Here is a 26,540-nt window from a genome sequence, read left to right as displayed (position 1 = left end):
ACGCGCGATGGACGCGCCACGAGGGATCGCGGCTCTGCATGAGCGTCCACGGCAGCGCCCCCACCGTCACCGGGTCGCAGGGCCGTGCCGAGCGCCGCGCGGATCCCTCACTCCCACAGCAGGCTCGATCAGAACACAGAGGAGAACGAATCGTGCGATTGGCAACAAAGCTCGGTGCGCTGGCAGTCGCCGGCGCGCTGCTGCTCACCGGATGCAGCCCGGGAGCGACCCCCGAGGCAGATCCCGCCGCGACCAGCCTCGTCATCGGCAACAACGGTGACGCGATCACCTGGGACCCCGCCGAGATGAAGGAGGGCGCGATCATCCAGTACGCGGAAGCCGTCTACGACCCGCTGCTGCGCAAGACGGCGGACGCGACCATCGAGGCGAACCTCGCCACGGCATTCACGTACAACGACGACCTCACCGAGCTCACGCTCGAGCTGCGCGAGGACGTGGTGTTCAGCGACGACACTCCCTTCGACGCCGACGCTGTGGTCGCCAACATCGAGGCGCGCAGGGCCGGCGCCGGAAGCGCGTCCGAGGCGGCGAAGACGATCACCGAGGTCGTCGTGATCGACGACTACACCGTGCAGCTCAACCTCGAGGCACCGAACCCGGGGCTGCTCTCGGCCCTGGCCACCTACCTCGGGTTCATGGCCAGCCCTGCCGCCATCGAGGCGGGCACGCTCGGCAGCGAGCCGGTGGGAAGCGGGCCGTACACGCTGAACGCGGGCGAGTCGGAGTCGGCCGTGCGCTACGTGTTCGACGCCGCACCGGACTACTGGAACGCCGAGGCGTACCCGTTCGACACGATCGAGATTCGCCCGTACGAGGACTTCTCCGCTCGATACAACGCACTCGCGACCGGCCAGATCCAGTTCATGTACGGCACCTCCGACATGGTCGCGCAGGCGGAGTCGGCCGGCTTCACGGTGCAGACTGTGCCAGGGGAGTGGCAGGGCATCATCATGCAGGACCGCGGGGGCTCCGTGCTGCCGGCCCTGGGCGACGTCCGCGTGCGACAGGCGTTCAACTATGCGCTCGATCGCGAGGCGATCCTCGAGAGCTACTACAGCGGATTCGGCCAGGTCTCGACGCAGACCTTCAACCCGGCGAGCGAGGCCTGGGTCGATGAGCTCAACGAGGCCTACCCGTACGACCCCGAGAGGGCACGGGAGCTGCTCGCCGAGGCCGGCTATCCCGATGGCTTCTCGATCCCGATCGGGTACTCGGAGGGCTTCATGTCGCCGCTCGTGCCGATCGTCGCCCAGTACCTGGGCGACATCGGCGTGGAGGTCGAGCAGGTGCCGATCAACGGCTTCTCCGATGGCGGTCTCGAGACGCTCATCGCGCAGCCCGCGTTCATGCTGTCGTTCTCGACGAACATCCCCGCCTGGACCGACGTGCTGAACAAGCTCACCCCGACGGCGCTGTGGAACAGCTTCGGCTACACGGATGACACCGTCACGCGACTGCTCGAGGAGATCCCAGCCGCGACCGGCGATGCGCAGGCGCAGCTCTACCGGGAGCTCAACACGCACCTCGTCGAAGAGGCCTGGTTCGCGCCGATCGTGACCCAGCAGAACGTCTACCTCTCCTCGGAGGAGATCTCGGTGACGATGCAGCAGGCTCAGCTGGTTCCGAGCCTCCGCTTCTTCGCCCCGGCCAGCTGACCCGTGCGGTGGGGCGGACCACCGGTCCGCCCCACCGCACCTCCCACCAAGGAGCCACCATGTTGCGGTTCATCGCGCGTCGCGCCGCTGCAGGACTGGGCCTGGCCTTCACCGTCGTCACCGGGATGTTCTTCTTCCTCCACCTCACCGGCACCGACCCAGCCAGAGGCGCCCTCGGGCTCTACGCCACCGAGGCGCAGGTCGAGACTCGCCGCCAGCAGCTCGGCCTCGACCGCCCCGTCGTCGAGCAGTACCTCGACTGGCTGGGCCACGCGATCCGGGGGGATCTCGGGATGTCGTCTGCCCAGAGCACGCCGGTCATCGAGCTGCTCGTCACGAGGCTGCCCGTCACCGTGTCCCTCGCGCTCGGCGCCATCGTCGTCGCCGCGACGATCGGGGTGCTCCTCGGCCTCGTCGCCGCCATCAAGCCCGGTCGCATCGATCGACTGCTCCAGGTCGTCATGGTGATCGGCTTCGCGCTCCCCAACTTCTGGGTGGCGATCATCCTGGCGATCGTCTTCGCCGTGAACCTCGGATGGTTCCCCGCCACCGGCTACATCCACATCGCCGACTCCCCGAGCGGCTGGCTCCTCAGCATCACCCTGCCGGTGATCGCGCTCGCCATCGGGTCCATCGCCGCGATCGCTCAGCAGCTGCGCAACTCGGTGATCAGCGTCTACAGCCAGGACTACATCCGGACGCTGCGCAGCCGGGGGCTGCCGTCGCGGAACATCCTGCTGACCCATGTCCTGCGCAACGCCGCGCCGCCCGCCCTCACCATGCTCTCGCTGCAGTTCATCGCCGCGATGAGCGGCGCCGCCATCATCGAGCGGGTGTTCGGCCTGCAGGGCATCGGCTCGGTGGCGATCAACGCCAGCGGCAACAGCGACATCCAGGTGATCATGGGCGTCCTGCTCTTCACAGTGGCCCTCGTCGTGCTCGTCAACCTCGCCGTCGACGTCGTCTACGGTGCACTCAACCCGAAGGTTCGGAACGCATGACGGCAGCAGTGCAGGCCACGCCGACCGACGGCATCCGGCTCAGGAGGATCAAGCGGTTCGCTCGCAACCCCATCGGCATGGCGGCCGCCGCGGTGCTCCTGAGCATCCTGGTGCTCGCGGTGTTCGCGAGGCAGCTGGCTCCGTACGACCCCAACCTCATCCAGCTCTCCGAGACCCTGCTGCCGCCGAGCGGTGCGCACCTGCTGGGCACGGATGCCAGTGGGCGCGACGTGCTCAGCCGGCTGCTCTGGGGTGCACAGGTCAGTCTGCAGGCCGGCGCGATCATGATCGGCACTGCCATCCTCTGCGGCGTCCCGACCGGCCTCATCGCGGGGTACTCCTCCCGCTGGTTCGACGGCGTCGCCAACTGGTGCGCGAACCTGCTGATGTCGCTGCCGGAGATCCTCGTCATCATCGTCGTCATCACGTCGCTCGGCAGCGGCCTGACACCGACGATGGTGACGCTCGGGGTGCTCGCATCGCCGGACCTGTTCCGCCTCACGCGCAGCGTCGTGGTGAACGTGCGGGACGAGCTCTACATCGACGCCGCCCGCGTGTCGGGCCTCGGCAGCACGCGGATCATCTTCCGGCACATCCTGTCGGTGGTGCTCGGGCCACTGCTCGTGCGTGCCTCCTTCGTCTTCGGCCTCGCGATCATCGTGCAGTCCGGGCTCGAGTTCCTCGGCTTCGGAGACCCGTCGCGGCCCAGCTGGGGCGGCATGCTCAGCGAAGCGTTCCAGACGATCTATCGCGCGCCCGAGCTCGTGATCGCGCCCGGCGCGGCGATCGGCCTGACCGTGATGGCGCTCGTCGTCTTCGGCGCTGCCATGGCGGACGCCCTTGGGGCAGACCGTGGCGACGGCACCGGGAAGGCGAAGCAGCGGCGCGCCTCGGCAGCGGGGCTCGCCGAACCGTCGCTCGACGTCTCGACCATCGAGGGCGCAGTGGTCCCGGCGGAGGATGCGCTGCTCCAGATCGCGAACCTCCGGGTGACGTATCCCGGAGACGGCGACACCGAGAAGCCGGTCGTGCGAGGCATCTCCCTCCACGTCGACCGGGGGGAAGTGCTCGGCCTCGTCGGCGAATCCGGCTCCGGCAAGTCGCAGACGTCGTTCGGCATCCTCGGGCTCCTGCCGCCCGAGGCGCGAGTCTCCGCTGCGCGCATGACCCTCGGCGACGCGACCCTCATCGGTGCCTCTGAGCAGCAGCTCCAAGCACTGCGCGGCACCCGGATGGCGTACGTGCCGCAGGAGCCGATGTCGAACCTCGACCCGTCGTTCACGATCGGCACGCAGCTGACCAAGCCGATGCGCCACAAGCTCGGCATCGGCAAGGCCGAGGCGACGCAGCGAGCCCGCGAGCTCCTCGATCGAGTCGGCATCCCGGACCCGGTCCGCACCATGGCGGCGTATCCCCACCAGCTCAGCGGGGGCATGGCGCAGCGCGTGCTCATCGCCGGCGCCGTGTCGTGCGACCCCGAGCTCCTCATCGCGGACGAGCCGACCACGGCCCTCGACGTGACGGTGCAGGCCGACGTGCTGAACCTGTTGCGCGACCTGCAGCGGGAGCGGAACATGGCCATGATCCTCGTCACCCACAACCTCGGCGTCGTCGCCGACATCTGCGACCGCGTGGCGGTGATGCAGGACGGCGTGATCGTCGAGCAGCGCGGTGTCCGTGAGCTCTTCGCTGCGCCGCAGCATCCGTACACCCGCATGCTGCTCGATGCGACGCTCGAGGACGCCCGCCCCCGCTCTCAGCGCCCGACCGGGAACGGGGCGCTGTGATCACCGAGGCGAAGCACGAAGCCGCGCCACCGCTCCTCGACGTCTCGCACCTGGACGTCGTCTACCGGGCGAAGGGCTTCCGTCGCACACCGTTCCGTGCGCTCACCGACGTGTCGATCTCGATCGACCGCGGCAGGACGCTCGGCCTCGTCGGGGAGTCGGGGTCGGGCAAGACGACACTCGGTCGCGCGATCGTCGGCCTCGTTCCCGTCGCGTCGGGCAGCATCCGGTTCGAGGGCGAGGAGATCTCCATGCTCTCTACGCGGCGGCGAAGGCGCCTGAGCCGCGACATCGGCGTGGTGTTCCAGGACCCGTACTCCTCGCTCAATCCGGCGATGACGATCGAGGCGATCCTCACAGAGCCGCTCACCGCGCACGGGATGAGCCGCAGGGATGCGTCGAGGCGGGTCGGTGCCCTGCTCGACAGCGTCCAGCTCGCGGCGGACTCGGGGCGGCGCCTGCCCCGGGAGTTCTCGGGTGGCCAGCGCCAGAGGATCGCGATCGCCCGCGCGCTCGCCCTCGAACCGAAGCTGATCGTGTGCGACGAACCGGTGAGCGCCCTCGATCTCTCGACCCAGTCGAAGATCCTCGACCTCTTCATCGACATCCAGGAGCAGACGGGTGTCTCGTACCTGTTCGTCACCCACGACCTCGCCGTCGTGCGGTACATCAGTCACGACGTCGCGGTGATGCTCGGCGGCGAGATCATCGAGACCGGCACCGGCGAGATCATCACCTCCACGCCCACGCATCCCTACACGCAGAAGCTGCTCCTGGCCTCGCCGGTCCCGGACCCTGAGCGCCAGGCCGCGCGCCGTCGGGAGTACATGCGGCTCACCTGACGCCGCCGGGCACGAGCGCACCGCGCTCGCGCCTCAGGCCACCTCCGGCTCGCCGAGCGACAGCATGAGCCGGTTCGCCCAGTTGAAGAACGCGGCGCCCGCGATCTGGTCGACGATGCTGGCATCGTCGAGGCCCGCGGCGCGCAGCCGCTCGACGTGCTCCGGGCCGAACGCCGCGGGCGTCGCCGTCAGCGCTGCGGAGGCGTCGACGATGGCATCCCAGCGATCGTCGACCCGGGCGGCGACGCCCTCGTCGAGGAGCCGCTGCACGTCGTCGCCGCGCTCCGACAGCCGGGAGGCGGCGCGGGCGTGCACGGAGGCGCAGAACACGCAGCCGTTCACGCGCGACGCCGCGGCAGCCGAGAGCTCCCGCTCCCAGCGGGGGAGCCCGCCCGCCTCGTTCGTGAAGATGTCGAGGTCGGTGAGGGTGCGCGCCCGCAGCGCCTCGGGGTCGCGCGCGAGCAGCCGGAAGTACGGGCTCGAGGAGCGCGACGCCTCGACGAGCGCGTGGCGCTGCAGCTCGGTGAGCTCGTCCTCGGGCACCGGGGGCGCCCACGGCACCCAGCCGAGGCCGCGCTGCGTGAAGCGCTCCGGCCGCGAGAGGCCGACGTGGTCCTGGATGTCGGTCATGCGCGCGCCCCTTCCAGCTCGGGCTCGGCGGTCGTGGCAGTGGTCGCGGTCGCGGTCGCGGCGAGCGTGCGGAGGCCGTGCACGAGGCGCAGCTGGAACGCGAGGAAGGCGACCAGCTGGCTGACCGAGACGATGGCGTCGGCGCACCAGCCTGCGTCGACGAGCGCGCGCAGCGCATCCGGACGGGCGTCGCGCGGGTGCAGCACGAGCAGGTGCGCGTGCTCGAGGAGCGCGGCGAGCCGGTCACCGATCACCGTGCGGTCGACGGCGGCGACAGGCCCCGGTCGTGCCTCAGCCGCGAGCCCCGGCTCCCGATAGTCCCCGTAGGGCCCGGATGCCCGACCCGCGTTGGCCGCGCCGCGCACGGCGCGCACGAGCTCGGGCTCGGCCTCGTCGTCCAGCAGCTCGAGGTAGAACGACGACGCCCGCGTCGGCTCGCCCGGGACGTCATGCAGCAGCGCCACGAACGCGGCGACGGCGTAGCGGTCGGCGAGCGCGAGCTCACCGGGGTCGGCGGGCTCGAGCAGCGCGAGGAAGCTCTGCTGCGCGTGCTCGCGCGCGTCGGGCCGGGCTCGTCGGATCTCGTCGAGCCGTGACCCCGCGGGGATCTCGGCGAGGTGGTCGATGACGTCATGCGACATGGCGCACCTCCTCGCGGTGCTGGTGCCCGACCGTCCAGCCGAGCGCGGGCGCGACCTCGTGCGCGAACAGCTCGAGCGAGCGCGCCGCGATGCGCGGCTGCGGATCGACCGAGTGGACCTGGATCGAGACCTCGGTCGCGCCGGCGGCGACGACGTCGGCGGCGAGCGACTCCGCCACCTCGGCCGTCGTGCCGAGGTGCGTCTCGCTGCGCTCGAGCAGCTCGTCGATCGAGAGGGAGCCCGGCACGACGCCGTGCAGCTGCTCGAGCTGGCGCCCGATGCCGTGCTCCGCGTGCGCGCGCACGGCGCGGCGCTCAGCGGGATCGACGACGACGACGCTGCGCGACGCGAGGATGCGCGGCGCGACGCCCGCGGGCAGCGCCTCGAGGTAGGCGTCGACGAGCGGCAGCTGCACGTCCCACACGCGCGGCGGCGTCGCGCCGTCGGCGAGGTCGGCGGGCGGCGGCTGGACGCGCGAGAGCATGAGCCCGTCGCCGCTCGCGCCGATCGCGCGCGCGCCCGCCGCCGAGAACGTCGCCTGCCAGAGTCGCTCGGCGAGGCCGTCGGCGCGCGGGTAGAGCTCGACGTCGGCGGAGCCGGCGAGCAGCGCGCGCAGCCGCTCGAGCTTCGCGTCGTAGACCGCGCGCCGCAGCGCCGGATCCTCGCCGAATGCCGTCAGCGTGCGCGGGCTGCCGCCGGTGCCGAGCCCCACCTCGACGCGGCCGCCCGAGAGCGCGTCGAGCACGGCGGCATCCTCGGCCGCGCGCGTCGCGTGCTCGTGCGCGAGGGTGAGGATCGCGGTGCCGAGTCGGATGCGCGACGTGCGGGCGGCGGCGGCCGCGAGCAGCACGAACGGCGACGGGAGGCCGCCCTCCGCCCCGTCGAGGTGGTGCTGCGCGACCCACGCGCTGCGGTAGCCCAGCTGCTCGGCGAGCGAGATCTGGTCGAGCGCGATGCGGTAGCGCGCTGCGGCGTCGGCGTCGTCGAGGACGCGGGTGAAGAATCCGATCGTTGGCGCCATCACGCCACCTCCAGTGCTGTCGTTCGGTCTCGGGGATCAGGTCGGCTGCGGTCGCGCAGCCGATCGGGAGCGGGCACCGCGTCGAGCAGCGCCCTCGTGTAGTCGTGCTGCGGCGCGGTGAGCACCTGGTGGGCGGTGCCGGTCTCGACCGCCCTGCCGCCGCGCAGCACGGTGACGGTGTCGGCGATGCGTCGCACGACCGCGAGGTCGTGGGTGATGAACAGGTAGGTGAGGCCGAGCTCGCGCTGCAGCTCGTCGAGCAGCGCCAGGATCTGCGACTGCACCGTGACGTCGAGCGCCGAGACCGCCTCGTCGAGCACGACGAGCTCGGGCTCGATGATGAGCGCGCGGGCGATCGCGACGCGCTGCCGCTGCCCGCCCGAGAGCTCCGCAGGCAGCCGGTCGACGGCGTCGGCGGGCAGCGCCACCCGGTCGAGCGCGGTGGCGACGCGCCGCGCGAGCTCGCGGCGATCGCGCACACCTCCGTCGACCGCCCTCCAGTTGCGCAGCGGCTCGCCGACGGACTGGCCGACGGTGCGCCGCGGATCGAGCGACGCGTACGGGTTCTGCGAGACGAGCTGCACGACGCGGCGCAGCCCACGATCGCGGCGCTCCGCACGCACGTCGCGCGATCCGATCCGGATGCCGCCCGCGGTCGGTGCGTGGAAGCCCGCCACCGCTCGGCCGATCGTCGTCTTGCCCGATCCCGACTCGCCGACGAGCGCGTGCGTCGTGCCCCGCTCGACGGCGAACGAGACGTCGTCGACGGCGCGGAACGCATCCGAGCCCCGCCCGTAGTCGTGCGCGAGCCGGTCGACCACGAGCAGCGGCTCGCCCGGCAGCCGCGGCGGCCGCGGCGACTCGTCGGTGAGCGACGGGGCGTCGGCGAGCAGCGCGGCCGTGTACGGGCTCGACGGGTCGCGCAGCACCGCTCGCGCCGGTCCGGTCTCCTCGAGCGCCCCGGCGCGGAGCACGGCGATCGCGTCCGCGCGCTCGGCGGCGACCGCGAGGTCGTGGGTGATGAGCAGCACGCTCGAGCCGAGCTCGCGGCGCAGGTCGTCGAGCAGGTCGAGGATGCGTCGCTGCACGGTCACGTCGAGGGCGCTCGTCGGCTCGTCGGCGATGATCAGCTCCGGCTCGAGCGCGATCGCGGCGGCGATGAGCGCGCGCTGCCGCATGCCGCCCGAGAGCTCGTGCGGGTACTGCCGGGCACGTCGCTCGGGGTCGTCGAGGCCCACGCGATCGAGCAGCTCGACGACCCGGCGACGGATGCGGTCGGGGTTGCCCCAGCGGTGGATGCGCAAGGGCGCGGCGACCGAGTCGCCGATCGTCTGCACAGGGTTGAGGGACGTGCCCGGGTCCTGCGGCACGAGCGCGATCCGTCGGCCGCGCAGCTCCTGCACGGCGCGCGCGGGGAGCCTCGCGAGGTCGACGGGGCCGCCCGCGAGGCGCAGCTCGATGGCACCGCGGTCCACGCGGCCGCCGGCGGCGAGCAGGCCGATGATCGACTGCCCGATGGTGGTCTTGCCGGAGCCCGACTCGCCGACGAGCGCGAGCACCTGGCCGCGGCCGAGCTCGAGGCTCACCCCGTCGACGACGGTGCGCCGTCCGTGTCCACGGTGAGTGCGGCCAGCGCGGTACGAGACGGCGAGGTCGGTGATGCGGAGCAGTGGGTCGTTCATGCGCTTCTCTCCCTGATGGATGCGGCGACGCGGTTGGCCGAGAGCACGACGGCCGCGACGACGACGCCGGGCAGCGTGGTGAGCCACCATGCCGTCGCGACGTAGTCGCGGCTCTCGGCGATGAGGAGGCCCCATTCGGGGATGGGCGGCGGTGCGCCGTAGCCGAGGAAGCCGAGGGTCGAGATCTGCAGGATCGCGCTGCCGAACTGCAGCGCGGCGAGCGCGAGCACGGCACCGAGCGAGTTGGGCAGCACGTGCCGGCCGAGCACGGCGAGGAACGAGCCGCCCGAGCCGAACGCCGCCTCGACGTAGTCGCTGCGCCGCACCCGCACGACCTGCGAGCGGGCGAGCCGCGCGAAGACGGCGATCGAGGTGACGCCGACCGCGATCGCGGCGTTCGCGACGCCGAAGCCGAGCAGCACGATCACGCTGAGCGCGAGCAGCAGGCCGGGGATCGCGAGCAGCACGTCGACGACGCGCATGAGCGCCTCCTCGAGCACGCCGCCGAGCGAGCCCGCGAGCACGCCGATGCCGGTCCCGATGACCAGTCCGACGAGCACGGCGATCGCCGCGCCCGAGAGCGAGTTGCCGGCTCCGAAGATGACGCGCGCGAGCAGGTCGCGGCCGGTCGCGTCGGTGCCGAACGGATGCGCGGCGCTCGGCGCCTGCAGCGCGTCGGCCGCGACGCCGGCGATGGGGTCGTGCCCGGTGAAGAGCCACGGCAGCACGGCCCACGCGAGCGCCACGACGAGCACGGCGATCGAGACGACGAGCGTCGCGGCAGGTCGTGGACGGCCTCGGCGGGCGCCGCGCTCGCCGAGCACCGCGGCGATGGCGCTCATGCGTGCACCGCCCGGCGCAGCCGCGGGTCGATCGCGGGGGAGACGAGGTCGACCGCGAGGTTGATGAGCACGAAGGCGATCGCCGAGACGACGACGATCGCCTGCAGCACGGGGATGTCGCGATTCGCGACCGCCTCCTGCGTGAGGCGGCCGAGGCCGGTGCGCGCGAAGACCGTCTCGGTGACCACGGCGCCGGCGATGAGCTCGCCGAACAGCACGCCTGCGATCGTGAGCGTCGGGAGGAGCGCGTTGCGCGCGACCTCGCGCGTCAGGATCCAGCCGGGACCGGCACCGCGCGAGCGGGCGACCGCGATGTACGGCTCGGCGACCGTGTCGTCGATGCTGCGGATGAGCACTTGCGCGAGCGGCGCCGCGATCGGCACGGCGATCGTCAGCACCGGCAGGATGAGCGCTTGCGCGGGGCTCGCGTTGATGACCGGTACGAGCCCGAGGCGGAACGACACGACCTGCAGCAGCACGATGCCGAGCCAGAAGACCGGGATCGAGACGAGCAGCGGCGGCAGCGAGCGGAACGCGCGGCGCAGCCAGCCGGCGCGGGCGCTGGTGGCGGCGACGGCGACGCCGACCGCGAGCAGCACGGCGGCGACGAAGCCGAGCGAGGCGAGCAGCGCGGTCGACGGCAGCGCCGAGCCGATGAGCGTCTCGACGCTCGCGCCGCTCTGGAGCGAGGTGCCGAGGTCGCCGGTCACGAACCCGAGCGCCGAGTGCCACAGCTGCACCCAGACCGGCTGGTCGGTGCCGTAGACGACGCGCAGCTCCTGCAGCTGGGCCGCGGAGAGGCCCAGCTCAGGGCTCGCGTAGCGGGCGGCGATGGCGTCGCCCGGCAGCGCCTGCAGCAGCAGGAAGGCGAGCACGAAGGTCGCGACCACGACGAGCGCGGCCTGACCCGTGCGACGGAGCGCGTAGCGCATCCGGCGCTCAGCCCTCGAGCCAGACGCCCGCGAGCGAGGGCCGGCCCACCGACTCCGTCGCGAAGCCGTGCACCTGCGGCTGCAGGCCGTACACCTGCGGCTCCTCGAAGAACGGCAGCACGTACGCGTGCTCGGCGAGGTGCGCCTGCACGGCGGCCGACGCGGCGGCGCGCGCCTCGGCATCGGGCTCCGACGCGACCTGCTGCAGGAGCGCCTCGAGCTCGGCGTCGATCGGCTCGCCGCTCTCGTCGGCGTTGCGCAGCGTGTCGCGGTTCTCGATCGAGTACTGGCTCTTGATGACGTCGAAGTCGGCTCGGCCGACCATCGAGTGGTAGATCTGCACCTGGTCGATGTCGCTCGCCGCCGCGGTCTGCGCCGCCTGGTCGCCCTGGAAGAGCTCGAGCTCCACGCCGATCTCGCGCAGCTGCTGCGCCACGAGCGTGATGACGTCGCGCGAGCGGGGCTGGGGGAGCGCCTCGTTCACGACGAGGTGCAGGCGCTGCCCGTCGCGGACGCGGATGCCGTCGGCGCCGACCACCCAGCCCGCCTCGTCGAGCAGGCGCTCGGCGAGCGCCGGGTCGTGCGCGTACGGGTCCTGCTCGCTGTAGCCGAGCGCGGTGCGGCTGAGCGACGACGATGCGAGCGGGTAGGCGTCCGAGAAGATCGACGAGACGACCTCCTCGCGGTCGATCCCGGCGATGAGCGCCTGCCGCACGCGGATGTCCTGCAGCAGCGGGTGGTCGAAGCGCAGGCTCAGCCCGTTGTTGACGCCGTTCGTCTGCGCCGCGTGCAGGCTGAGGCCCGCGGCCGTCACCTGCTCCTCGTGCTGGGGCTCGACCTGACGCGCGATGTGCGCCTGGCCGGCGGCGAGCGAGCCGATGCGGACGCTGTCCTCGGGTGCGATCACGATGTCGACCGCGTCGACGTAGGGGCGGCCCTGGTTCTCGGCCGACGGCGGTGCCCACGCGTAGTCCTCGCGGGCGGCGAGCCGGATGCTCGTGCCCACCTGCTCGGACTCGACCGTGAACGGGCCGGCGCCGATGATCTCGGTCGCGCTGCCGGGGCCGAAGCCCTCGGAGTCCCGCTCGAGCGACGCGTCCGCCAGCAGCCCGGAGTTGATCGTCGACACGGCCTGCGCGAAGCCTGGCGCGGGGGCGCTGAAGTGGAAGCGCACCGTGTCGTCGTCGACGACCTCGCCGCGCTCGTAGTCGTTGATCGCCTCCGAGACGATGAGCGCGCGGTCCTGGTCGCCGGTGCCGAAGAGGTCGAGGTTCGCGACGACGTTCGCCGCCGTGAGCGGCGAGCCGTCCGAGTAGGTGACGTCGGTGCGCAGGTCGAAGGTGTACTCGGTCGCGTCGGCGTTGACCTCGGGGAGCGCCGTCGCGATCCAGGGCTCGAGCTCGAGGGTCTCGGGATCCTGGTGCAGCAGCCGCGCGGTGAGGTTGTGCACGAGCGCGCCGTTCGGGTAGAAGCCTGCGGCCGGCGGGTAGAGCGTCGTGTACGCCTGGTGCTCGAGGTAGGTGAGCGTGCCGCCCGCGACCGGGGCGCCGTCGCCGACCGCGGCGGGCGCGGCCGCCTCGCTCGTGGCGCATGCCGTGAGCGCCATCGTGGTCGCGACGCCGGCGGCGAGCGCGATGCGGATGCGCTGCGGGCTGTGGATGCGCGGGGTGCGGTTCACGATGTACCTCCATAAGCGGTGCTTGGTGCTGGCACAAGCGAAGCCGATCGCGGGGCGCGTCGCACATGGCGGCGCAACACGGCGTCACACAAGGAGCGGCGGAGGCCGGGGAGGCAGGGAGGCAGGGAGGCAGGGAGGCAGGGAGGCAGGGAGGCAGGGGAGGCAGGGGAGGCAGGGACACAGGGGTGGCAGGGGAGCGGGGGGGGGGCAGGGAGCGCGCGGCCGTGCCGTGTGCACGCTGTTGTCGTCTGCCGCGGCTCGGGACGACACCTGCGTGCACACGCGCCGCGACCGAGCCAGCCCGTATGCACGCTGTTGCTGCGTGGCAGGTCGTGGGACCGCAACAGCGTGCACATGAGCTGCGGCGCGGGCCGCCACCGGCGCGTGCTCGGCGCCGTCAAGGCCGTGGGGTCACAGCCGCAGGCACCCCCGCCGAGGCCGAGCGCCCCGGCGGCCTCACTCCAGCGCCGCGAGCAGCGCGAGCGCGTAGGCGATCTCGGCGTCGGGGTCGCGGAAGCGCCCGTCGACCGTCCGGACCACCCAGCCGTGGCCCGCCTCGAGCGCGAGCAGCCGGTCGCCCAGCAGCTCTCGGAGCTGGTCCTCGCGCGGCAGCCACAGCGCGCTGTCGAGGCTGACGGAGTCGAGGGCCCACTCCGTGGTGCCGTTGAAGCCGAGCACGGGCTGGCCCTGGATCACGTGCACGTCGATCGTGAGGTGGCTGATCCAGAAGACCTCGCCGGCCACGCTGTCGCGGTCGATCGTGAAGCGATCGCCGGGGGCCGGCTCCCACAGCACGCCGGCATCGCGGATGCGGCGAGCGAGCTCGAGCGTCAGCATCATGAGCCCCAGACCATCACGCGCTCCGGAACGGGTAGCGCGGCTTGATGCGATCGTTCACGAACCGGCCGATCGAGTCGGCGTCGAGCAGCGCCTCGAAGATCGCGATCGGCACCATGCCGTAGACGTAGGTGCCGCCGTCGACGAACCGGATGGTCAGCTCGTTCCGCGCGGGATCGAAGCCGACCGCGTCGACGCTCGACGACTCGACCGGCTGCATCCGCGGCATGCATCCACGGTAGTGCTGTCCGAAGCACCGAAGCGGTGCAGGTTCAGCGCACCGCGACTCCGAGATTCTCGCTGCCGAGCCCTTCGAGCGCACAGGATGGGTGGAGGGCAGCGGCTATCCTCGGTCACGCCGCCATGTTGCAAGCGGTGCAACAACCCCAATTGAGGAGCTCCCTTGTCGGTCGGACTGCTCGCCGTCGTCGATGACATACTCTCTGCCGCACTGAAGGCGAGTGCGAAGACCGCCGGCGTCGTCATCGACGACGCCGCCGTCACCCCGCAGTACGTCCAGGGGCTCAGCCCAGCGCGCGAGCTCCCCGTCGTCTGGCGGATCGCTCGCGGAAGCCTGCTCAACAAGTTCCTGATCATCATCCCTCTCGCGCTCCTCCTCTCGGCATTCGCGCCCTGGGTGCTGCCGTACCTGCTGATCGTGGGCGGGACGTACCTGTGCTTCGAGGGTGCCGAGAAGGTCATGGAGTGGTTCGGCTTCCATCACAAGGCCGAGGAGACCGAGGCGCGGGATGAGAAGAAGCTGGTGGCCGGCGCCGTCCGCACCGACCTCATCCTCTCCACCGAGATCATGCTCATCTCGCTCGCGAGCCTCGATCCGGATCTCGGCATCTGGATGACGCTCGCCGCACTCGTGGTGATCGGCCTCGGGATGACGGTCCTCGTCTATGGTGCCGTCGGCCTGCTGGTCAAGATCGACGACGTCGGGCTGCACCTCATGACCAGAGAGGCGCCGGCGGCGCGCCGCACCGGTGCACGCATCGTGCAGTCCATGCCGGCCGTGTTCAAGGTCATCAGCGTCGTCGGCACGGTCGCCATGCTGTGGGTGGGCGGGCACCTGGTGATCGCCAACCTCGCCGAGACCTTCTGGCACGCTCCCTACGACCTGCTGCACGCGGTGACGGACGCGGTCGCAGCGGCTGGCCCGGTCATCGTGTGGCTCGCCGACACCGCCGTGTCCGCTGTGCTCGGCTTCGTGCTCGGCATGGTCGTCGTCGGGATCGTGCTCGGTGTCAGCCGCGTCCTCAAGCGCAACCCGCCGGTCGGCGCCGCCCACTGAGGCATGCCGAGCGGCACGCGGGCTCACCGCACCGCGACGTCCGCGCGAGCGCGGCGGGCCGCCTCGACGAGGTTCCCGAGGCTCTCGACCGTCTCGGCGTAGCCGCGCGTCTTCAGCCCGCAGTCCGGGTTGACCCAGAGCAGGCGCTCCGGGATCGCCCGGGTCGCGGTCGCGAGCAGCTCGTCGAGCTCGTCCCGCGTCGGCACGCGTGGGGAGTGGATGTCGTACACGCCTGGCCCGATGCCGCGTGAGAAGCCGTGCTCGGCGAGCGCGTCGACGACCTCCATGCTCGAGCGCGCCGCCTCGATGCTCGTGACGTCGGCGTCGAGACCGTCGATCGCGTCGACGACGGTGTTGAACTCGGAGTAGCAGAGGTGCGTGTGGATCTGCGTCTCGGGCGCCGCCGCGGCGGTCGCGAGGCGGAACGCCCTGACCGACCAGTCGAGGTAGGCGGGTCGCGCCTCGCGACGCAGCGGCAGCAGCTCGCGCAGCGCCGGCTCGTCGACCTGCACGATCCGGATGCCCGCCGCCTCGAGGTCGGCGATCTCGTCGGCGAGCGCGAGCGCCACCTGATCGGCGGTCTCGGCGAGCGGCTGGTCGTCGCGCACGAACGACCACGCGAGGATCGTCACGGGACCGGTGAGCATCCCCTTGACGTGCTTGTCGGTGAGCGACTGCGCGAACGCGATCCACTCGACCGTGAACGGCTCGGCCCGCGAGACGTCGCCCCAGAGGATCGACGGGCGTGTCGCGCGCGAGCCGTACGACTGAACCCAGCCGTGCTCGGTCGCGGCGAAGCCGTCGAGGTGCTCGGCGAAGTACTGCACCATGTCGTTGCGCTCCGGCTCGCCGTGCACGAGCACGTCGAGGCCCAGCTCCTCCTGCAGCTCGACGACGCGCCGCACCTCGGCGCGCAGCACCTCGGCGTAGGCGGCGTCGTTGAGCTCGCCGCGGGCGTTGCGGGCGCGGGCAGCGCGGATGTCGCCCGTCTGCGGGAACGAGCCGATCGTCGTGGTCGGCAGCGGCGGCAGGTCGAGCGCCGCGCGCTGCAGCGCGTCGCGCTCCGGGTAGGGGATGCGGCTGCGGGCGTCGGCGGGAAGGCTCGCGAGTCGTGCCCGCACGCCGCCGTCGCGCACCCCGGGTGCCGCCCGGCGGTCGGCGATCGACGCGCGCGCCGCGGCGAACGCCGACTCGTCGACCTCATCGCCGCGGAGCGCGGCGGCGAGCGCCGCCACCTCCTCGACCTTCTGGTCGGCGAAGGCGAGCCACGATCGGAGCCGCGGCTCGAGCGCCTGCTCGGCGGCGAGGTCGTGCGGCACGTGCAGGAGCGTCGTGCTCGTGCCGACCGAGACCGGGCCGCGCTCGGCGAGGGCGCGCAGCGCCTGGAGGGCGGCGTCGAGATCGGTGCGCCAGACGTTCCGGCCGTGCACGACGCCGGCGACGAGCTGCGCGGCGGCGACGTCGGGCGCCGTGCCGCGCACGAGGTCGACCGCGATCGCGTCGACCGCGTCGGCGAGCGGCTCGACGCGGCCCGCGGCGTCGCCGTGGCCGACGTGCAGCAGCACGCGCAGGCCCGCGGCGCGCGCGGCGTCGGCACCCGCGCGGGCGATCGCCTGCAGCTCGGTGAGGGTCGCGTCGTCGTGGTCGGCGATGAGGGCGGGCTCGTCGAGCTGGATCCAGGTGGCACCCGCTGCCGCGAGCGCGGCGGCGAGCTCGGCGTACGCCGGCAGCAGCCGCTCGGCGAGGTCGAGCGGGCGGATGCCCGTGCCCTTCGCGAGCGCGAGGTACGTCGCGGGTCCGACGACCACGGGCCGCGCATGCACGCCAGCCTCGCCGGCCTCGCCGAAGCGGTCGACGATGCGCGAGTCGGCGAGCGCGAAGGTCGAGTCGGCGTCGAGCTCGGGCACGAGGTAGTGGTAGTTCGAGTCGAGCCACTTCGTCATCTCGAGCGGCACGTCGTCGCCGTCGCCCCTCGCGAGCAGCCACTCGCCGGCAAGCCCCTCGGGCAGGCGACCGCGCAGACGGGCGGGCACCGCACCGAACGTGAGCGTCGCGTCGAGCACGTGGTCGTAGTGCGCGCCCTCGACCGGGATGGATGCGTCGTCGGCCCGCAGCCCGAGCGCGACGAGCCGCCGGAGATCGGCGAGCCGGTTGGCGCGGGCGGCCTCGTGGAACGCGGCGTCGTCGATCGCGCCGCGCCAATGGGCCTCGAGCGCTCGCTTGAGCTCGCGGCGGCGGCCGATCCGCGGATAGCCGAGGATCGTCCCGCCCGGGAAGGCGGGCGTGGAGGTGGCGGTGGTGGTCATGATGCTCCGGTCGGTACGGGGAGGGGATCGGGGGCAGGGCCGGGTGCGCCGGCGGGCACGGGGGCGGGAGTCGGGGTCGACAGCGCGCCGATGCCGTCGAGCACCTCGATCGCGGGGCCGTGCTCGTTGAACGTGTAGAGGTGCACGGCGCCCGGGTCGTGCTCGGCGAGTGCGCCGATGAGCGCGACGGCGGCGTCGACGCCGAGCCGGCGCGCATCGGCGGGCGAGGCGGCCTCGAGCCGCTCGGCGAGCACGCGCGGCACGGCCTCGCCGGCGAGCTCCGCGGACCGCGTGAGCCGGCGCGCGGTGGTCGGCACGACGATGCCCGGCACGATCGGGATCGTCACGCCGCGCGCGCGGGCGAGCTCGACGAACCGCGCGTAGTCGTAGGGGTCGAAGAACAGCTGCGTGATGGCCATGGTGGCCCCCGCCGACTGCTTGGCGAGCAGCGCGTCGACGTCGCGTCGCCCCGTCCCCGCACCGGGGTGGCCGTTGGGGAACGCGGCGACGGCGATCTCGGTCGCGGCACGCCGCTCCGCGAGGGCGGCGCCGCGCCGCGCACCGAGCGCTGCGCCCCGCAGGTCCGCGAGCGGGGTCTCGGCGTAGGGCACGCGCTCCGCCTCGACGCGGCCGATGAGCTGCACGAGCTCCGCCGCGGAGCCGAGCGGGCGGCGCGGGGGCTCGGCCTGCTCGAGCGGCGGGTCGCCGCGCAGCGCGAGGAACTTCGAGACGCCCGCGTCGAGGAACTGCCGCACGAGCCGAGCGGTCTCGTCCACCTCGACCCCCGCGCACGTCAAGTGCGCCATGGGGCTCGCGCCGCGGTCGAGCAGGCGCTGCAGCACCTCGAGCGAGTGGGCGGTCGAGGAGCCGGCGGCGCCGAAGGTGACCGAGACGAACTCGGGCTCGAGCGCGGCGAACGCGTCGACCGCGGCTTCGACGCGTCGGGCGGCCGCCGCGTCGCGTGGCGGGAAGAGCTCGAAGGAGTACCGCAGCCCGCTCACGCTCGCACCACCTCGAGCACGCGGGAGGGCACGACGTCGAGCGCCTGCCGCAGGTCGGCGACGATGTCGTCGACGAGCTCGATGCCGATCGAGAGCCGCACGAGGCCCTCGGTGATGCCGAGCGCCGTGCGCTCCTCGCCGCGCAGCTTGCCGTGGATCGTGGAGCCGGTGTGGATCGCGAGCGTGCGCACGTCGCCGATGTGCGTCATCTGGCTCACGAGCCGCAGGCTGTCGAGGAACGTGCGTGCCGCATCCCTGCCGCCGGCGAGCTCGATCGAGACGATCGAGCCCGCGCCGTCGGGCAGGAGCCGCGCGACCTTGTCCGCCTGCCCGTCGCCGACGCCCGGGTAGTGCACGCGCGCGACCGCCGGGTGCTCGCGGAGCGCCGCGGCGACCGCGACGGCGTTCGCGACGTGCCGCTCCATGCGCAGCGACAGCGTCTCGATGCCGTGCAGCAGCAGGAACGCGCTCGTCGGCGGCACCGTCGGGCCGTGCTCGAGCACCACGACCGATCGCAGGTAGGCGCCGAGCGCCGCGTCGCCGAACCGCTCGGCGAACGAGGGCGCGCCGTGCGGGCGCGGCTCGTGGAGGTGCGGGAAGCGCGCGGCCGCGGCGGTCCAGTCGAAGCGGCCGCCGTCGACGATCGCGCCGCCGATCGAGGAGCCGTGCCCGCCGAGCCACTTCGAGGTCGAGTGGATGACGATGGCCGCGCCGTGCTCGATCGGTCGGCACAGGTAGGGGGTCGCCACCGTGTTGTCGACCACGAGCGGCACGCCGGTGCGGGCCGAGACGCGCCCGAGCAGCGCGAGGTCGGCGACCTCGCCGAGCGGGTTGGCGATCGACTCGGCGTAGATCGCCCGCGTCTGCGGCCGCACGGCCGCGACCCACGCATCCTCGTCGGCATCGATCGGCACCGCCTCGAACTCGAGGCCGTTGCGGCGCAGCGCGCCGCGGATCATCTCGCGCGTGCCCTCGTACAGCCGGTCGGTCGTGAGGATGTGGTCGCCGGCCTGGGCGAGGGCGCTGAGCGCCATGGCGATCGCCGCCTGCCCGCTCGCGACGAGCACGCCGTCGACGCCGCCCTCGAGATCGGCGATGCGCCGCGCTGCGACCACGTTCGTCGGGTTGTCGTTGCGCGAGTACGCGCGCCGGGCGCTGCGGCCCGCGAAGCGCTCCACGCCGTCGTCGAAGCTGTCGAAGACGTAGCCGGCGCTCTGGTAGATCGGCGTGACGCGAGCACCCGCTTCGGCGTCGACGATCGAGCCGGCGTGCACCTGGCGCGTCTCGAAGCCGAGCTCGCTCACCGCGCCGGTCATCGGACGGCCCCGGCCGGTGCGAGCGCGGCGGCGATGCGGTCGACGGCCTCCTCGAGCACGGGCGCCGGCGTCGCGAAGACGAGCCGCACGTGGTCGTCGAAGCCGCTGCCGCACAGCGCGCCGTCGGTGAGAACGACGCCCGCGCGCTCGAGCAGCAGCGTCGCGGGGGAGCCGCCCAGCCGCTCGCGCCCGAGTGCGCCGAGGTCGAGCCACGCGAGGTAGGTCGCCTCCGGCGGCTGCCATCGCACCGCCGGCAACCGCTCGGCGAGGAGCGCGCCGAGCAGGTCGCGGTTGCGCTGCAGGTAGGCGATCGCGCCGCGCAGCCACGCGTCGCCGTCGCGGTACGCGGCGGTCGCGGCGATCACGCCGAGCGTCGAGGCGCCGTGCACGACCGCGAAGCCGAAGCGGCGGTAGACGGCCTCGTCGGCGTCGTTCGAGGTGATGAGCTGCGCGGCCTTGAGGCCCGGGATGTTCCAGGCCTTCGACGCGCTCGTGCCCGTGACCGTGTGGGCGGCCGCCGCCTCCGAGACGGATGCATACGGCACGTGCCGGCGACCGTCGAAGCGGATGGGCGCGTGGATCTCATCGGCGAACACGCGACCGCCGTGGTGATCGACGAGCCGGGCGATGGCCTCGAGCTCGTCGCGCGGGAGCACGGTGCCCGTCGGGTTGTGGGGGTTGCAGAGCACGAGGGTGCGTGCGCCGGCGGCGAAGGCGCGGTCGAGGCCCTCGAGGTCGTGCTGCCAGCGACCGTCGACGACGACGCCGGGCACCTCGACCACTGAGCGGCCGAGCCGCTCGAGGTAGGTGAGGAAGGGCATGTAGGCGGGGGTCGGCACGATCACGGCCGAGCCCGCGGGGGAGTACTCCTCGACCGCGACGCCGAGCGCCGCCATCACGTCGGAGACGGCGTGCACGCGCTCGGGGTCGACGTGCCAGCCGTGCTCGCGCGCCTGCCAGGCGGCGGTCGCCTCGCCCAGCTCTGCGGCGGTCGCGGGGGAGAGGTAGCCGAGCACGTCGTCGGCGATCGCCCGGCCGAGCGCCTCGCGCACGACCGGCGCGGTGCCGAAGTCCATCTCGGCGACCCAAGCGCCGATCGTGCCGGGGTGGAGGCTCCACTTCCGGCTCGAGGGGCGCTCGAGATCGACGCGCTGGATCGCATCCCAGGCGTGCGCGTCGCGGCGGTGCTCGTCCATGCCCATCCCTCCGTCGTGGTGACGGATTCAGACAAGCAGGCGAGCCGAGTGAGGCCCAGCGGGCCGGTAACACGGCGACATGCAGGCGGTTCAGGCCCGGTCGTCGCCGCCGTTCCTGCGGGCCGCCCAGGCGAGCGCCCAGAGCGCGACGACCGCGACGGCGCATCCCATCGACGCCCACAGCCCGGCCGCGGCGGACACGACCACCTCGAAGATGAAGCTCGTCACGCCGATCACGAGGATCGACACGACGGCGAGCGTCGCGATGAGCAGCACGTTCGCGAGCCGCACGATCTCGCGCTTCATGCGCCGCTGGAAGTGGAGGCGGTGGACGAGCACCGGCGTCATGCCGAGCAGGGTCGCGAGCGCCGCGATCGCGACGAGCACGAGGTAGTGCTGCACCTCGTCGGCATCGAGGTCGCGGAAGCCCGACTGGAACGCGACCGCGAGCAGGAACCCGGAGATGAGCTGCGTGCCCGTGAGCACGACGCGCAGCTCCTGCAGGATGTCGGAGAAGTTGCGGTCGGCGCGCTCGTCGGGCGTCTCGTCGCGGCCACCGTCGTCGCGCGCGCCACCGCTGCGCTCGCCCCGCGGGCGCGCCGGCCCGTCGCCACCTGCCTGGTGCATCGCGCCCTCGCTCACAGGACGCATCCTGCCACGAGCGTCAGTGGTCGCGGAGGCGCTCGATGAGCTCGGCCTTCTTGAGGCGGGAGACGCCCTCGAGCCCGATCTCCTTCGCGCGCTCGCGCAGCTCGTCGACCGTGCGGTCCTCGTAGCGCTCCGCGTCGCCGCCGCGCTCGCCGACCTCTGACCTGCCGTCGCGGGCCGCCGCGTTGGCGATCCGCGCTGCCTTCTCGGACGAGTTGCCCTCGTCCTTGAGCTTCCGGTACAGCTCCTCGTCCTTGATGCTCGGATTCGGCATCAGAACCCCCTCCCTCCGGTGACGGGCACGATCGCGCCGGAGACGTACGACGCCTCCTCGCTCGCGAGGTACACGTAGGCGCCCGCGAGCTCCGCCGGCTGCCCGGCGCGGCCGAGCGGCGTCTCCTCCTGCCCGAACGTCTCGACCTTCTCGTCCGGGAAGTCCGTGGCGGGGATGAGCGGCGTCCAGATCGGGCCGGGCGCGACCGCGTTGACGCGGATGCCGCGCGGCCCGAGCTCGAGCGCGAGCGCCTCGGTGAAGGCGACGAGGGCCGCCTTCGTCATGGCGTAGTCGAGCAGGCCTGGCGCGGGCTCCTCCGCCTGGATCGACGTGGTCGAGATGATCGACGAGCCCGGCTGCAGGTGGGGCACGGCCTCGCGCGCGAGCAGGATCGCGGCGACGAGGTTCGTGCGGAGGACGCGGTCGATCTCGTCGACCTGCATGCTCTCGATGCCGTCCCGCTGCCGCTGGTACGCGGCATTGCTCACGAGGATGTCGAGCCCGCCGAGCGCCTCGACGGCGCCCGCGACGGCGTCGATGCACGCCTGCTCCTCGGTGAGGTCGAGCGCCATCGCGTGGAACCGCCGGCCCTCCTGCTCGACGAGCCTGCCGGTCGCGGCCGCGTCGTCGGCCTCCTCGGGCAGGTGCACGATCGCGACGTCGGCGCCCTCGCGGGCGTAGGCGATCGCGACGGCGCGGCCGATGCCGCTGTCGCCGCCGGTGATGAGCGCGCGCCGGCCCTCGAGCCTGCCCCGGCCGACCCAGCTCGACTCGCCGTGGTCGGGCTTCGGGTCCATCGCCTCGGTGAGCCCCGGCTGTCGCGGCTGCTGCTGGGTGGGGAAGTCGTCAGCGTGGTGCTTCGTGCGGGGGTCCTGCTCCGTCATGGTCGGAATTTCCTCCGGGCTCGGCAATGCGTCCTGCGTCGGTGCTTCCCGAACCTACCCGCGGGCGTCGGCGCGTCAATGGGCGGACGTCCAGCCTTCTCGGCGCGGTGAGCAGCGCGATCCCGACCGCGACGACGACGAGCCCCGCCCAGCCGATCGCTGTCGGCCGCTCGCCGACGACGAGCACGGCGAGCAGCGTCGCGACCACCGGTTCGGCGAGCGCGAGCGTCGTCGCGCTCGACGAGGGCAGGGCGCGCAGCGCGTAGCCGAAGAGCAGGTACGCGAGCGCCATAGGCACGAGCGCGAGGTAGGCGATCGTCGCCGCTCCGGCGACGGAGGCGAGCGGTCCGAGGCCGATGATCGCGAGCCAGCCGAGGCACGCGAGGCCGCCGACGAGGAAGAGGGCACCCATCGCCCCCGTCGCGCTCGCGCCGCGCCCGATGAGCCGCGCACCGGCGAACGCGTAGAGGGCGTAGCCGAAGCCCGCGACGAGCGCGAGCGCGACGCCCGCCGGCGCATCGGCGGTCGACGCGGCCGCGCCGCCGCCGTGCCCGCCGATCGCGAGCAGCACGATGCCGACGACCGCGATGCCGGTCGCAGCCGTCCAGCGCAGATCCGGTCGGCGGCGGTCGACCGCCCACTCGAGCAGCGCGGCGAAGATCGGGCCGGAGCCGAGCGCGACGACGTTGCCGACGGCGACGCCCGCGAGCGTCATCGACGGGTAGTACGCCGCCGGGTAGAGCACGACGCCCACGGCGCCGGCGAGCAGCCAGCCGAGGTCGGCACGGCGGCGCAGGACCCGCGCGACGCGGCGAAGCGAGATCGCCGCGAGCACGACACCGCCGATGCCGAAGGTCGCGAGCCCGATGGCGAGCGCGGACGATCCCGGCGGGGCGAAGTGCGCGACCGTGCCGGTCGTGCCCCAGAGCACCGCCGCGAGGAGCACGGCGATCGCGTGCGACGGTCGACGCCCGCCGAGCTGCGGGACGGGCGGGTTCGGCACGCGTCGATCCTACGGACGCGGCGTGCTCCGCGAGCGGCCAGGCCCCGCGTGCCAGCATTGCCGCATGCGCCAACGACTCTCCGAGCTGCTCGCCGGCGCGGGCCTGCTGCTGCGAGGCTTCGCCACCTGGTCCCGCGATCCCGGCCTCATGCTGCTCGGCGCCGTGCCCGCGCTGCTCGTGGGCCTCGTGATGCTCGGCCTGCTCATCCTGCTCGGCTTCCAGGTGGGCGGCTGGGCGACCGCGCTCACGCCCTTCGCCGACGGCTGGGACCGCGTCTGGGCCGACGTGCTGCGCACGGCGCTCGCGCTCGGCATGCTCGTCGGCGCGATCGTGCTGTGCGTGCTCACCTTCGCGGCCATCACCCTCACCGTCGGCGAGCCGTTCTACGAGCGCATCTCGCGCTCGGTCGAGGCTCGGCTCGGCGGCGTGCAGCGGGCACCCGACGAGGGCTTCTGGCGGTCGGTGGGCAAGGGGCTGCGCGACGGGATCGCGCTGCTGGGCATGGCCGTCGGCACCGCGCTCGTCGTCTTCGTCGTCGGGCTCATCCCGCTCGTGGGCACGGTGCTCGGCCTCGTCACGGGCGCGCTGCTCGGCGGCCGAGCGCTCGCGAGGGAGCTCACCGGCATCGCCGGCGACGCGCGCGGGATGACGCTCGCCGAGCGCCGCGCGCTGCTCGCCGAGCACCGCTGGCGCTCGCTCGGCTTCGGCATGGTCGCCTACCTGCTGCTGCTCGTGCCCGGCCTCGCCGTGGTGGCGACGCCGGCGGCGATCGTCGGCGGCACCCTGCTCGTGCGCGACCTCCGCGGCGAGCCGACGACGCCCGCCGCCGACCAGGGCCTCGCGCCCGGCGCCGCCGACCCCGGCCCGCGGGCCAAGTAGGCTGGAGCCGCCCGAACGACCGAGAGGTTCCATGCCCGCTCCAGCTGCCGTCCGCCGCGCATCCCCCGACGAGATCGCCGATTGGGACGCGCGGATCGAGTCGAACCCCGACGGCGGGCACATGGTGCAGTCGTCGGCGTTCGCCGAGACGAAGCGGTTCGACGGCCTCGAACCCGTCTTCCTCGTGATCGACGCGCCGTCCCCGACCGGCACCGAGCGCATCCACGCCCTCGCTCTCGAGGGCAAGGTGTCGCTCGGCCGCTACTGGTACCTGCCCATGGGACCGACGGCGACCGACATGCCCGCCGTCGTCGAGGGGCTCCGCGCGTTCGCGCGGCAGCAGCCGGGACTGCTCGTGGTGAAGATCGAGCCGCACCTCGAGTCGAGCCCCGCGCGCATCGAGGAGCTCGTCGCGCTCGGCCTCGAGCAGAGCCGCGACATGCAGGTGATGACGCACACCGTCGTGCTCGACCTCGCGCAGGGCGAGGAGGAGCTGTTCGCCTCCTTCTCGCAGATGATCCGCCGCCAGGTGCGCGGCGCGGTCAAGAAGGGCTACCGCGTCGAGCGGCCGAAGCCCACCCAGGAGACCTTCGACCGCATGCACGCGATGATGCTCACGGTGCAGGGCGGCAAGGGCATGGCGGGGATGCGCGAGCGCGCCTACTACGACCGGTTCTGGGGCGCGTTCGCCGAGGCGGGCACGGGCCGCTTCTACTTCGGCTACGACGACGAGGGCGACGAGCCGCAGGCCGGCATCTTCGTCACGACCGCCGGCCGCACCGCCGTCTACAAGGACGGCGGCTCGCGGCCGAACCGCAAGATCAACGGCGGCTCCGCGCTGCTGCTGTGGACCGCGATGCAGGACTGCGCAGCCGACGGCATGCTCGCGTTCGACCTCGCCGGCACGCCGCCGGCCGCGCAGGCGGACGACGAGTCGCACCCCTTCCACGGGCTCGCGCAGTTCAAGCTCCGCTTCGGCCCGATCACCGACTTCCTGCCGTCGTTCGACCTCGTGCTGCACCCGCTCCGCCACCGCGTGTGGGAGCAGGTCGTGCGCCGCGTCGAGTGGCGCATCAGGAAGGGCCCGGACACGCTCCGATGACAGCACAGGCGACCACGAGCGTCCGCTTCGCGACCGACGACGAGATCGCGCGCTGGGACGAGCTCATCGAGCAGAACCCCGACGGCGGCATCATGACGAGCGCGCGCGCGATGGGGGAGATCAAGCGCTACGACCGGCTGGAGCCGCGGTTCCTCGTCGTCGAGGGGCCGCAGACCGTCTACGCGCTCGCCCACGAGGGCCGCGTGTGGCTCGGCCGCTACTGGTACATCCCGCTCGGCCCGACGTGCGACGACCTCGAGGGCATGGTCGCCGCGATGCGCGAGTTCGGCGCGCGCCAACCGGGGCTGCTCGCGATCAAGGTCGAGCCGCACCTGCTGCGCACGCCCGAGCGCATCGCGCGCATGGAGGCGACCGGCGCCATCCGCAGCCGCGACATGCAGCTGCTGACGCACACGGTCGTGCTCGACCTCACGCGCGGCGACGAGCTCATCATGGACTTCCAGAAGAAGCTGCGCTCGTCGATCCGGGGCGCCGAGAACAAGGGCTACCGGGTCGAGCGCATCGAGGCGCACGACGCGACCGAGCACGACTTCGAGCGCTTCTACGAGCTGCTCAGGACCATCAACGGCGGCAAGGGCGTCGCGGCGATGCGGGAGTACGCGTACTACCGGCTCTTCTGGGGCGAGTTCGCGAAGACCCGCAACGGCCGCTTCTACTTCGGCTACGACGACGACTCCGACGAGGCGCAGGCCGCGATCTTCGTGTCGCTCGCGGGCCGCACGGCCGTCTACAAGGACGGCGGGTCGCGACCGACCCGGAGCATCGCCGGGGGTGCGGCGCTGCTGCTGTGGCGGGCGATGCAGGACGCCGCGGCCGACGGCAGGACCGCCTTCGACCTGTGCGGCACCCCTCGCCCCGACCTCATGGACGACGAGAGCCACTGGTACCACGGCGTCGGCCAGTTCAAGAAGAAGTTCGGGCCGGTCGTGAGCTACCTGCCGTCCTTCGACATCGTGCTGCGCGGCACGCGGCACCGCTTGTGGGAGCACGTCGTGCGCCGCATCGAGTGGCGCATCAAGCCCGGCACCGACGCCCTGCGATAG

General features: G+C 72.8%; 25 protein-coding genes. 8 read left to right on the top strand and 17 right to left on the bottom strand.

Annotated elements, in window-relative coordinates; translation table 11 throughout:
* Positions 1-152: 152 nt before the first annotated feature.
* The 4 genes from ABD106_RS03455 to ABD106_RS03440 are packed head-to-tail and all read left to right on the top strand — an operon-like array spanning position 153 to position 5,306.
* Positions 153-1,676, top strand: coding sequence for an ABC transporter substrate-binding protein (locus tag ABD106_RS03455; RefSeq protein ID WP_343917319.1), 1,524 nt, complete (start codon positions 153-155; stop codon positions 1,674-1,676).
* A 59-nt stretch (positions 1,677-1,735) separates the two neighbouring features.
* Positions 1,736-2,677 (top strand): ABC transporter permease, encoded by a 942-nt coding sequence (locus tag ABD106_RS03450; RefSeq protein WP_343917317.1) that lies wholly within the window; start codon positions 1,736-1,738, stop codon positions 2,675-2,677.
* The gene (locus ABD106_RS03445) at positions 2,674-4,464 is read left to right on the top strand and encodes a dipeptide/oligopeptide/nickel ABC transporter permease/ATP-binding protein (protein WP_343917315.1); all 1,791 of its coding nucleotides are present in this window, start codon (positions 2,674-2,676) and stop codon (positions 4,462-4,464) included. The genes ABD106_RS03450 and ABD106_RS03445 overlap by 4 nt, the downstream gene beginning before the upstream one ends.
* Entirely contained in the window at positions 4,461-5,306 is an 846-nt protein-coding gene (locus tag ABD106_RS03440; protein WP_343917313.1) for an ATP-binding cassette domain-containing protein, read from the top strand. The genes ABD106_RS03445 and ABD106_RS03440 overlap by 4 nt, the downstream gene beginning before the upstream one ends.
* Positions 5,307-5,339: 33 nt before the next feature.
* Here ABD106_RS03440 and ABD106_RS03435 read toward each other — a convergent pair whose 3' ends face one another.
* The 9 genes from ABD106_RS03435 to ABD106_RS03395 all read right to left on the bottom strand — a co-directional run bounded on the left by ABD106_RS03435 (position 5,340) and on the right by ABD106_RS03395 (position 13,798).
* A complete protein-coding gene (locus tag ABD106_RS03435; RefSeq protein ID WP_343917311.1) occupies positions 5,340-5,936 on the bottom strand; it encodes an alkylhydroperoxidase domain protein in 597 nt (198 codons plus the stop codon).
* Positions 5,933-6,577, bottom strand: coding sequence for a CMD domain protein (locus ABD106_RS03430; RefSeq protein ID WP_343917309.1), 645 nt, complete (start codon positions 6,575-6,577; stop codon positions 5,933-5,935). Before ABD106_RS03430 ends, ABD106_RS03435 begins: the two co-directional genes overlap by 4 nt.
* Complete coding sequence (locus tag ABD106_RS03425) at positions 6,567-7,598, bottom strand: LLM class flavin-dependent oxidoreductase (protein ID WP_343917307.1); 1,032 nt, start codon at positions 7,596-7,598, stop codon at positions 6,567-6,569. The genes ABD106_RS03430 and ABD106_RS03425 overlap by 11 nt, the downstream gene beginning before the upstream one ends.
* On the bottom strand, positions 7,598-9,280 hold the full coding sequence (locus ABD106_RS03420) for a dipeptide ABC transporter ATP-binding protein (protein WP_343917305.1): 1,683 nt from the start codon (positions 9,278-9,280) through the stop codon (positions 7,598-7,600). Before ABD106_RS03420 ends, ABD106_RS03425 begins: the two co-directional genes overlap by 1 nt.
* On the bottom strand, positions 9,277-10,122 hold the full coding sequence (locus tag ABD106_RS03415; RefSeq protein ID WP_343917303.1) for an ABC transporter permease: 846 nt from the start codon (positions 10,120-10,122) through the stop codon (positions 9,277-9,279). Before ABD106_RS03415 ends, ABD106_RS03420 begins: the two co-directional genes overlap by 4 nt.
* A complete protein-coding gene (locus ABD106_RS03410; protein ID WP_343917301.1) occupies positions 10,119-11,054 on the bottom strand; it encodes an ABC transporter permease in 936 nt (311 codons plus the stop codon). The genes ABD106_RS03415 and ABD106_RS03410 overlap by 4 nt, the downstream gene beginning before the upstream one ends.
* Positions 11,055-11,061: 7 nt before the next feature.
* Positions 11,062-12,660 carry a TIGR04028 family ABC transporter substrate-binding protein gene (locus ABD106_RS03405; protein WP_343917892.1) on the bottom strand — a complete coding sequence of 533 codons (1,599 nt, stop codon included), beginning with the start codon at positions 12,658-12,660 and terminating at the stop codon, positions 11,062-11,064.
* 528 nt (positions 12,661-13,188) lie between these two features.
* Entirely contained in the window at positions 13,189-13,572 is a 384-nt protein-coding gene (locus ABD106_RS03400) for a hypothetical protein (protein ID WP_425545705.1), read from the bottom strand.
* A 13-nt stretch (positions 13,573-13,585) separates the two neighbouring features.
* Positions 13,586-13,798 carry a KTSC domain-containing protein gene (locus tag ABD106_RS03395; RefSeq protein WP_343917299.1) on the bottom strand — a complete coding sequence of 71 codons (213 nt, stop codon included), beginning with the start codon at positions 13,796-13,798 and terminating at the stop codon, positions 13,586-13,588.
* Between the two features lie 174 nt (positions 13,799-13,972).
* Here ABD106_RS03395 and ABD106_RS03390 point away from each other — a divergent pair, with 174 nt between their 5' ends.
* A complete protein-coding gene (locus ABD106_RS03390; protein WP_343917297.1) occupies positions 13,973-14,866 on the top strand; it encodes a DUF808 domain-containing protein in 894 nt (297 codons plus the stop codon).
* A 23-nt stretch (positions 14,867-14,889) separates the two neighbouring features.
* Here the strand turns inward: ABD106_RS03390 and metE are convergent, their stop codons facing one another.
* The 8 genes from metE to ABD106_RS03350 all read right to left on the bottom strand — a co-directional run bounded on the left by metE (position 14,890) and on the right by ABD106_RS03350 (position 23,494).
* Complete coding sequence (gene metE / locus ABD106_RS03385; RefSeq protein ID WP_343917295.1) at positions 14,890-17,172, bottom strand: 5-methyltetrahydropteroyltriglutamate--homocysteine S-methyltransferase; 2,283 nt, start codon at positions 17,170-17,172, stop codon at positions 14,890-14,892.
* The gene (locus ABD106_RS03380) at positions 17,169-18,173 is read right to left on the bottom strand and encodes a methylenetetrahydrofolate reductase (RefSeq protein WP_343917293.1); all 1,005 of its coding nucleotides are present in this window, start codon (positions 18,171-18,173) and stop codon (positions 17,169-17,171) included. The genes metE and ABD106_RS03380 overlap by 4 nt, the downstream gene beginning before the upstream one ends.
* Positions 18,170-19,477 carry an O-acetylhomoserine aminocarboxypropyltransferase/cysteine synthase family protein gene (locus ABD106_RS03375; RefSeq protein ID WP_343917291.1) on the bottom strand — a complete coding sequence of 436 codons (1,308 nt, stop codon included), beginning with the start codon at positions 19,475-19,477 and terminating at the stop codon, positions 18,170-18,172. The genes ABD106_RS03380 and ABD106_RS03375 overlap by 4 nt, the downstream gene beginning before the upstream one ends.
* Before the next feature lie 8 nt (positions 19,478-19,485).
* The gene (locus ABD106_RS03370) at positions 19,486-20,685 is read right to left on the bottom strand and encodes a MalY/PatB family protein (RefSeq protein WP_343917289.1); all 1,200 of its coding nucleotides are present in this window, start codon (positions 20,683-20,685) and stop codon (positions 19,486-19,488) included.
* A gap of 90 nt (positions 20,686-20,775) precedes the next feature.
* The gene (locus ABD106_RS03365; protein WP_343917287.1) at positions 20,776-21,327 is read right to left on the bottom strand and encodes a DUF6328 family protein; all 552 of its coding nucleotides are present in this window, start codon (positions 21,325-21,327) and stop codon (positions 20,776-20,778) included.
* A gap of 22 nt (positions 21,328-21,349) precedes the next feature.
* Positions 21,350-21,607: a DUF7218 family protein gene (locus tag ABD106_RS03360; protein WP_343917285.1), complete on the bottom strand. Its 258-nt coding sequence runs from the start codon at positions 21,605-21,607 to the stop codon at positions 21,350-21,352.
* Positions 21,607-22,491, bottom strand: coding sequence for an SDR family oxidoreductase (locus tag ABD106_RS03355; RefSeq protein WP_343917283.1), 885 nt, complete (start codon positions 22,489-22,491; stop codon positions 21,607-21,609). The genes ABD106_RS03360 and ABD106_RS03355 overlap by 1 nt, the downstream gene beginning before the upstream one ends.
* The gene (locus ABD106_RS03350; RefSeq protein ID WP_343917281.1) at positions 22,454-23,494 is read right to left on the bottom strand and encodes a DMT family transporter; all 1,041 of its coding nucleotides are present in this window, start codon (positions 23,492-23,494) and stop codon (positions 22,454-22,456) included. The genes ABD106_RS03355 and ABD106_RS03350 overlap by 38 nt, the downstream gene beginning before the upstream one ends.
* A gap of 64 nt (positions 23,495-23,558) precedes the next feature.
* Here ABD106_RS03350 and ABD106_RS03345 point away from each other — a divergent pair, with 64 nt between their 5' ends.
* The 3 genes from ABD106_RS03345 to ABD106_RS03335 are packed head-to-tail and all read left to right on the top strand — an operon-like array spanning position 23,559 to position 26,540.
* On the top strand, positions 23,559-24,374 hold the full coding sequence (locus ABD106_RS03345) for an EI24 domain-containing protein (protein ID WP_343917279.1): 816 nt from the start codon (positions 23,559-23,561) through the stop codon (positions 24,372-24,374).
* Positions 24,375-24,405: 31 nt separating this feature from the next.
* Complete coding sequence (locus tag ABD106_RS03340; RefSeq protein WP_343917277.1) at positions 24,406-25,476, top strand: lipid II:glycine glycyltransferase FemX; 1,071 nt, start codon at positions 24,406-24,408, stop codon at positions 25,474-25,476.
* Positions 25,473-26,540 carry a lipid II:glycine glycyltransferase FemX gene (locus ABD106_RS03335; RefSeq protein ID WP_343917275.1) on the top strand — a complete coding sequence of 356 codons (1,068 nt, stop codon included), beginning with the start codon at positions 25,473-25,475 and terminating at the stop codon, positions 26,538-26,540. Before ABD106_RS03340 ends, ABD106_RS03335 begins: the two co-directional genes overlap by 4 nt.

Source organism: Agrococcus citreus, from assembly GCF_039527715.1.
In the GTDB taxonomy this organism is placed as follows: domain Bacteria; phylum Actinomycetota; class Actinomycetes; order Actinomycetales; family Microbacteriaceae; genus Agrococcus; species Agrococcus citreus.
This window is presented reverse-complemented; position numbering and strand designations above follow the sequence as displayed.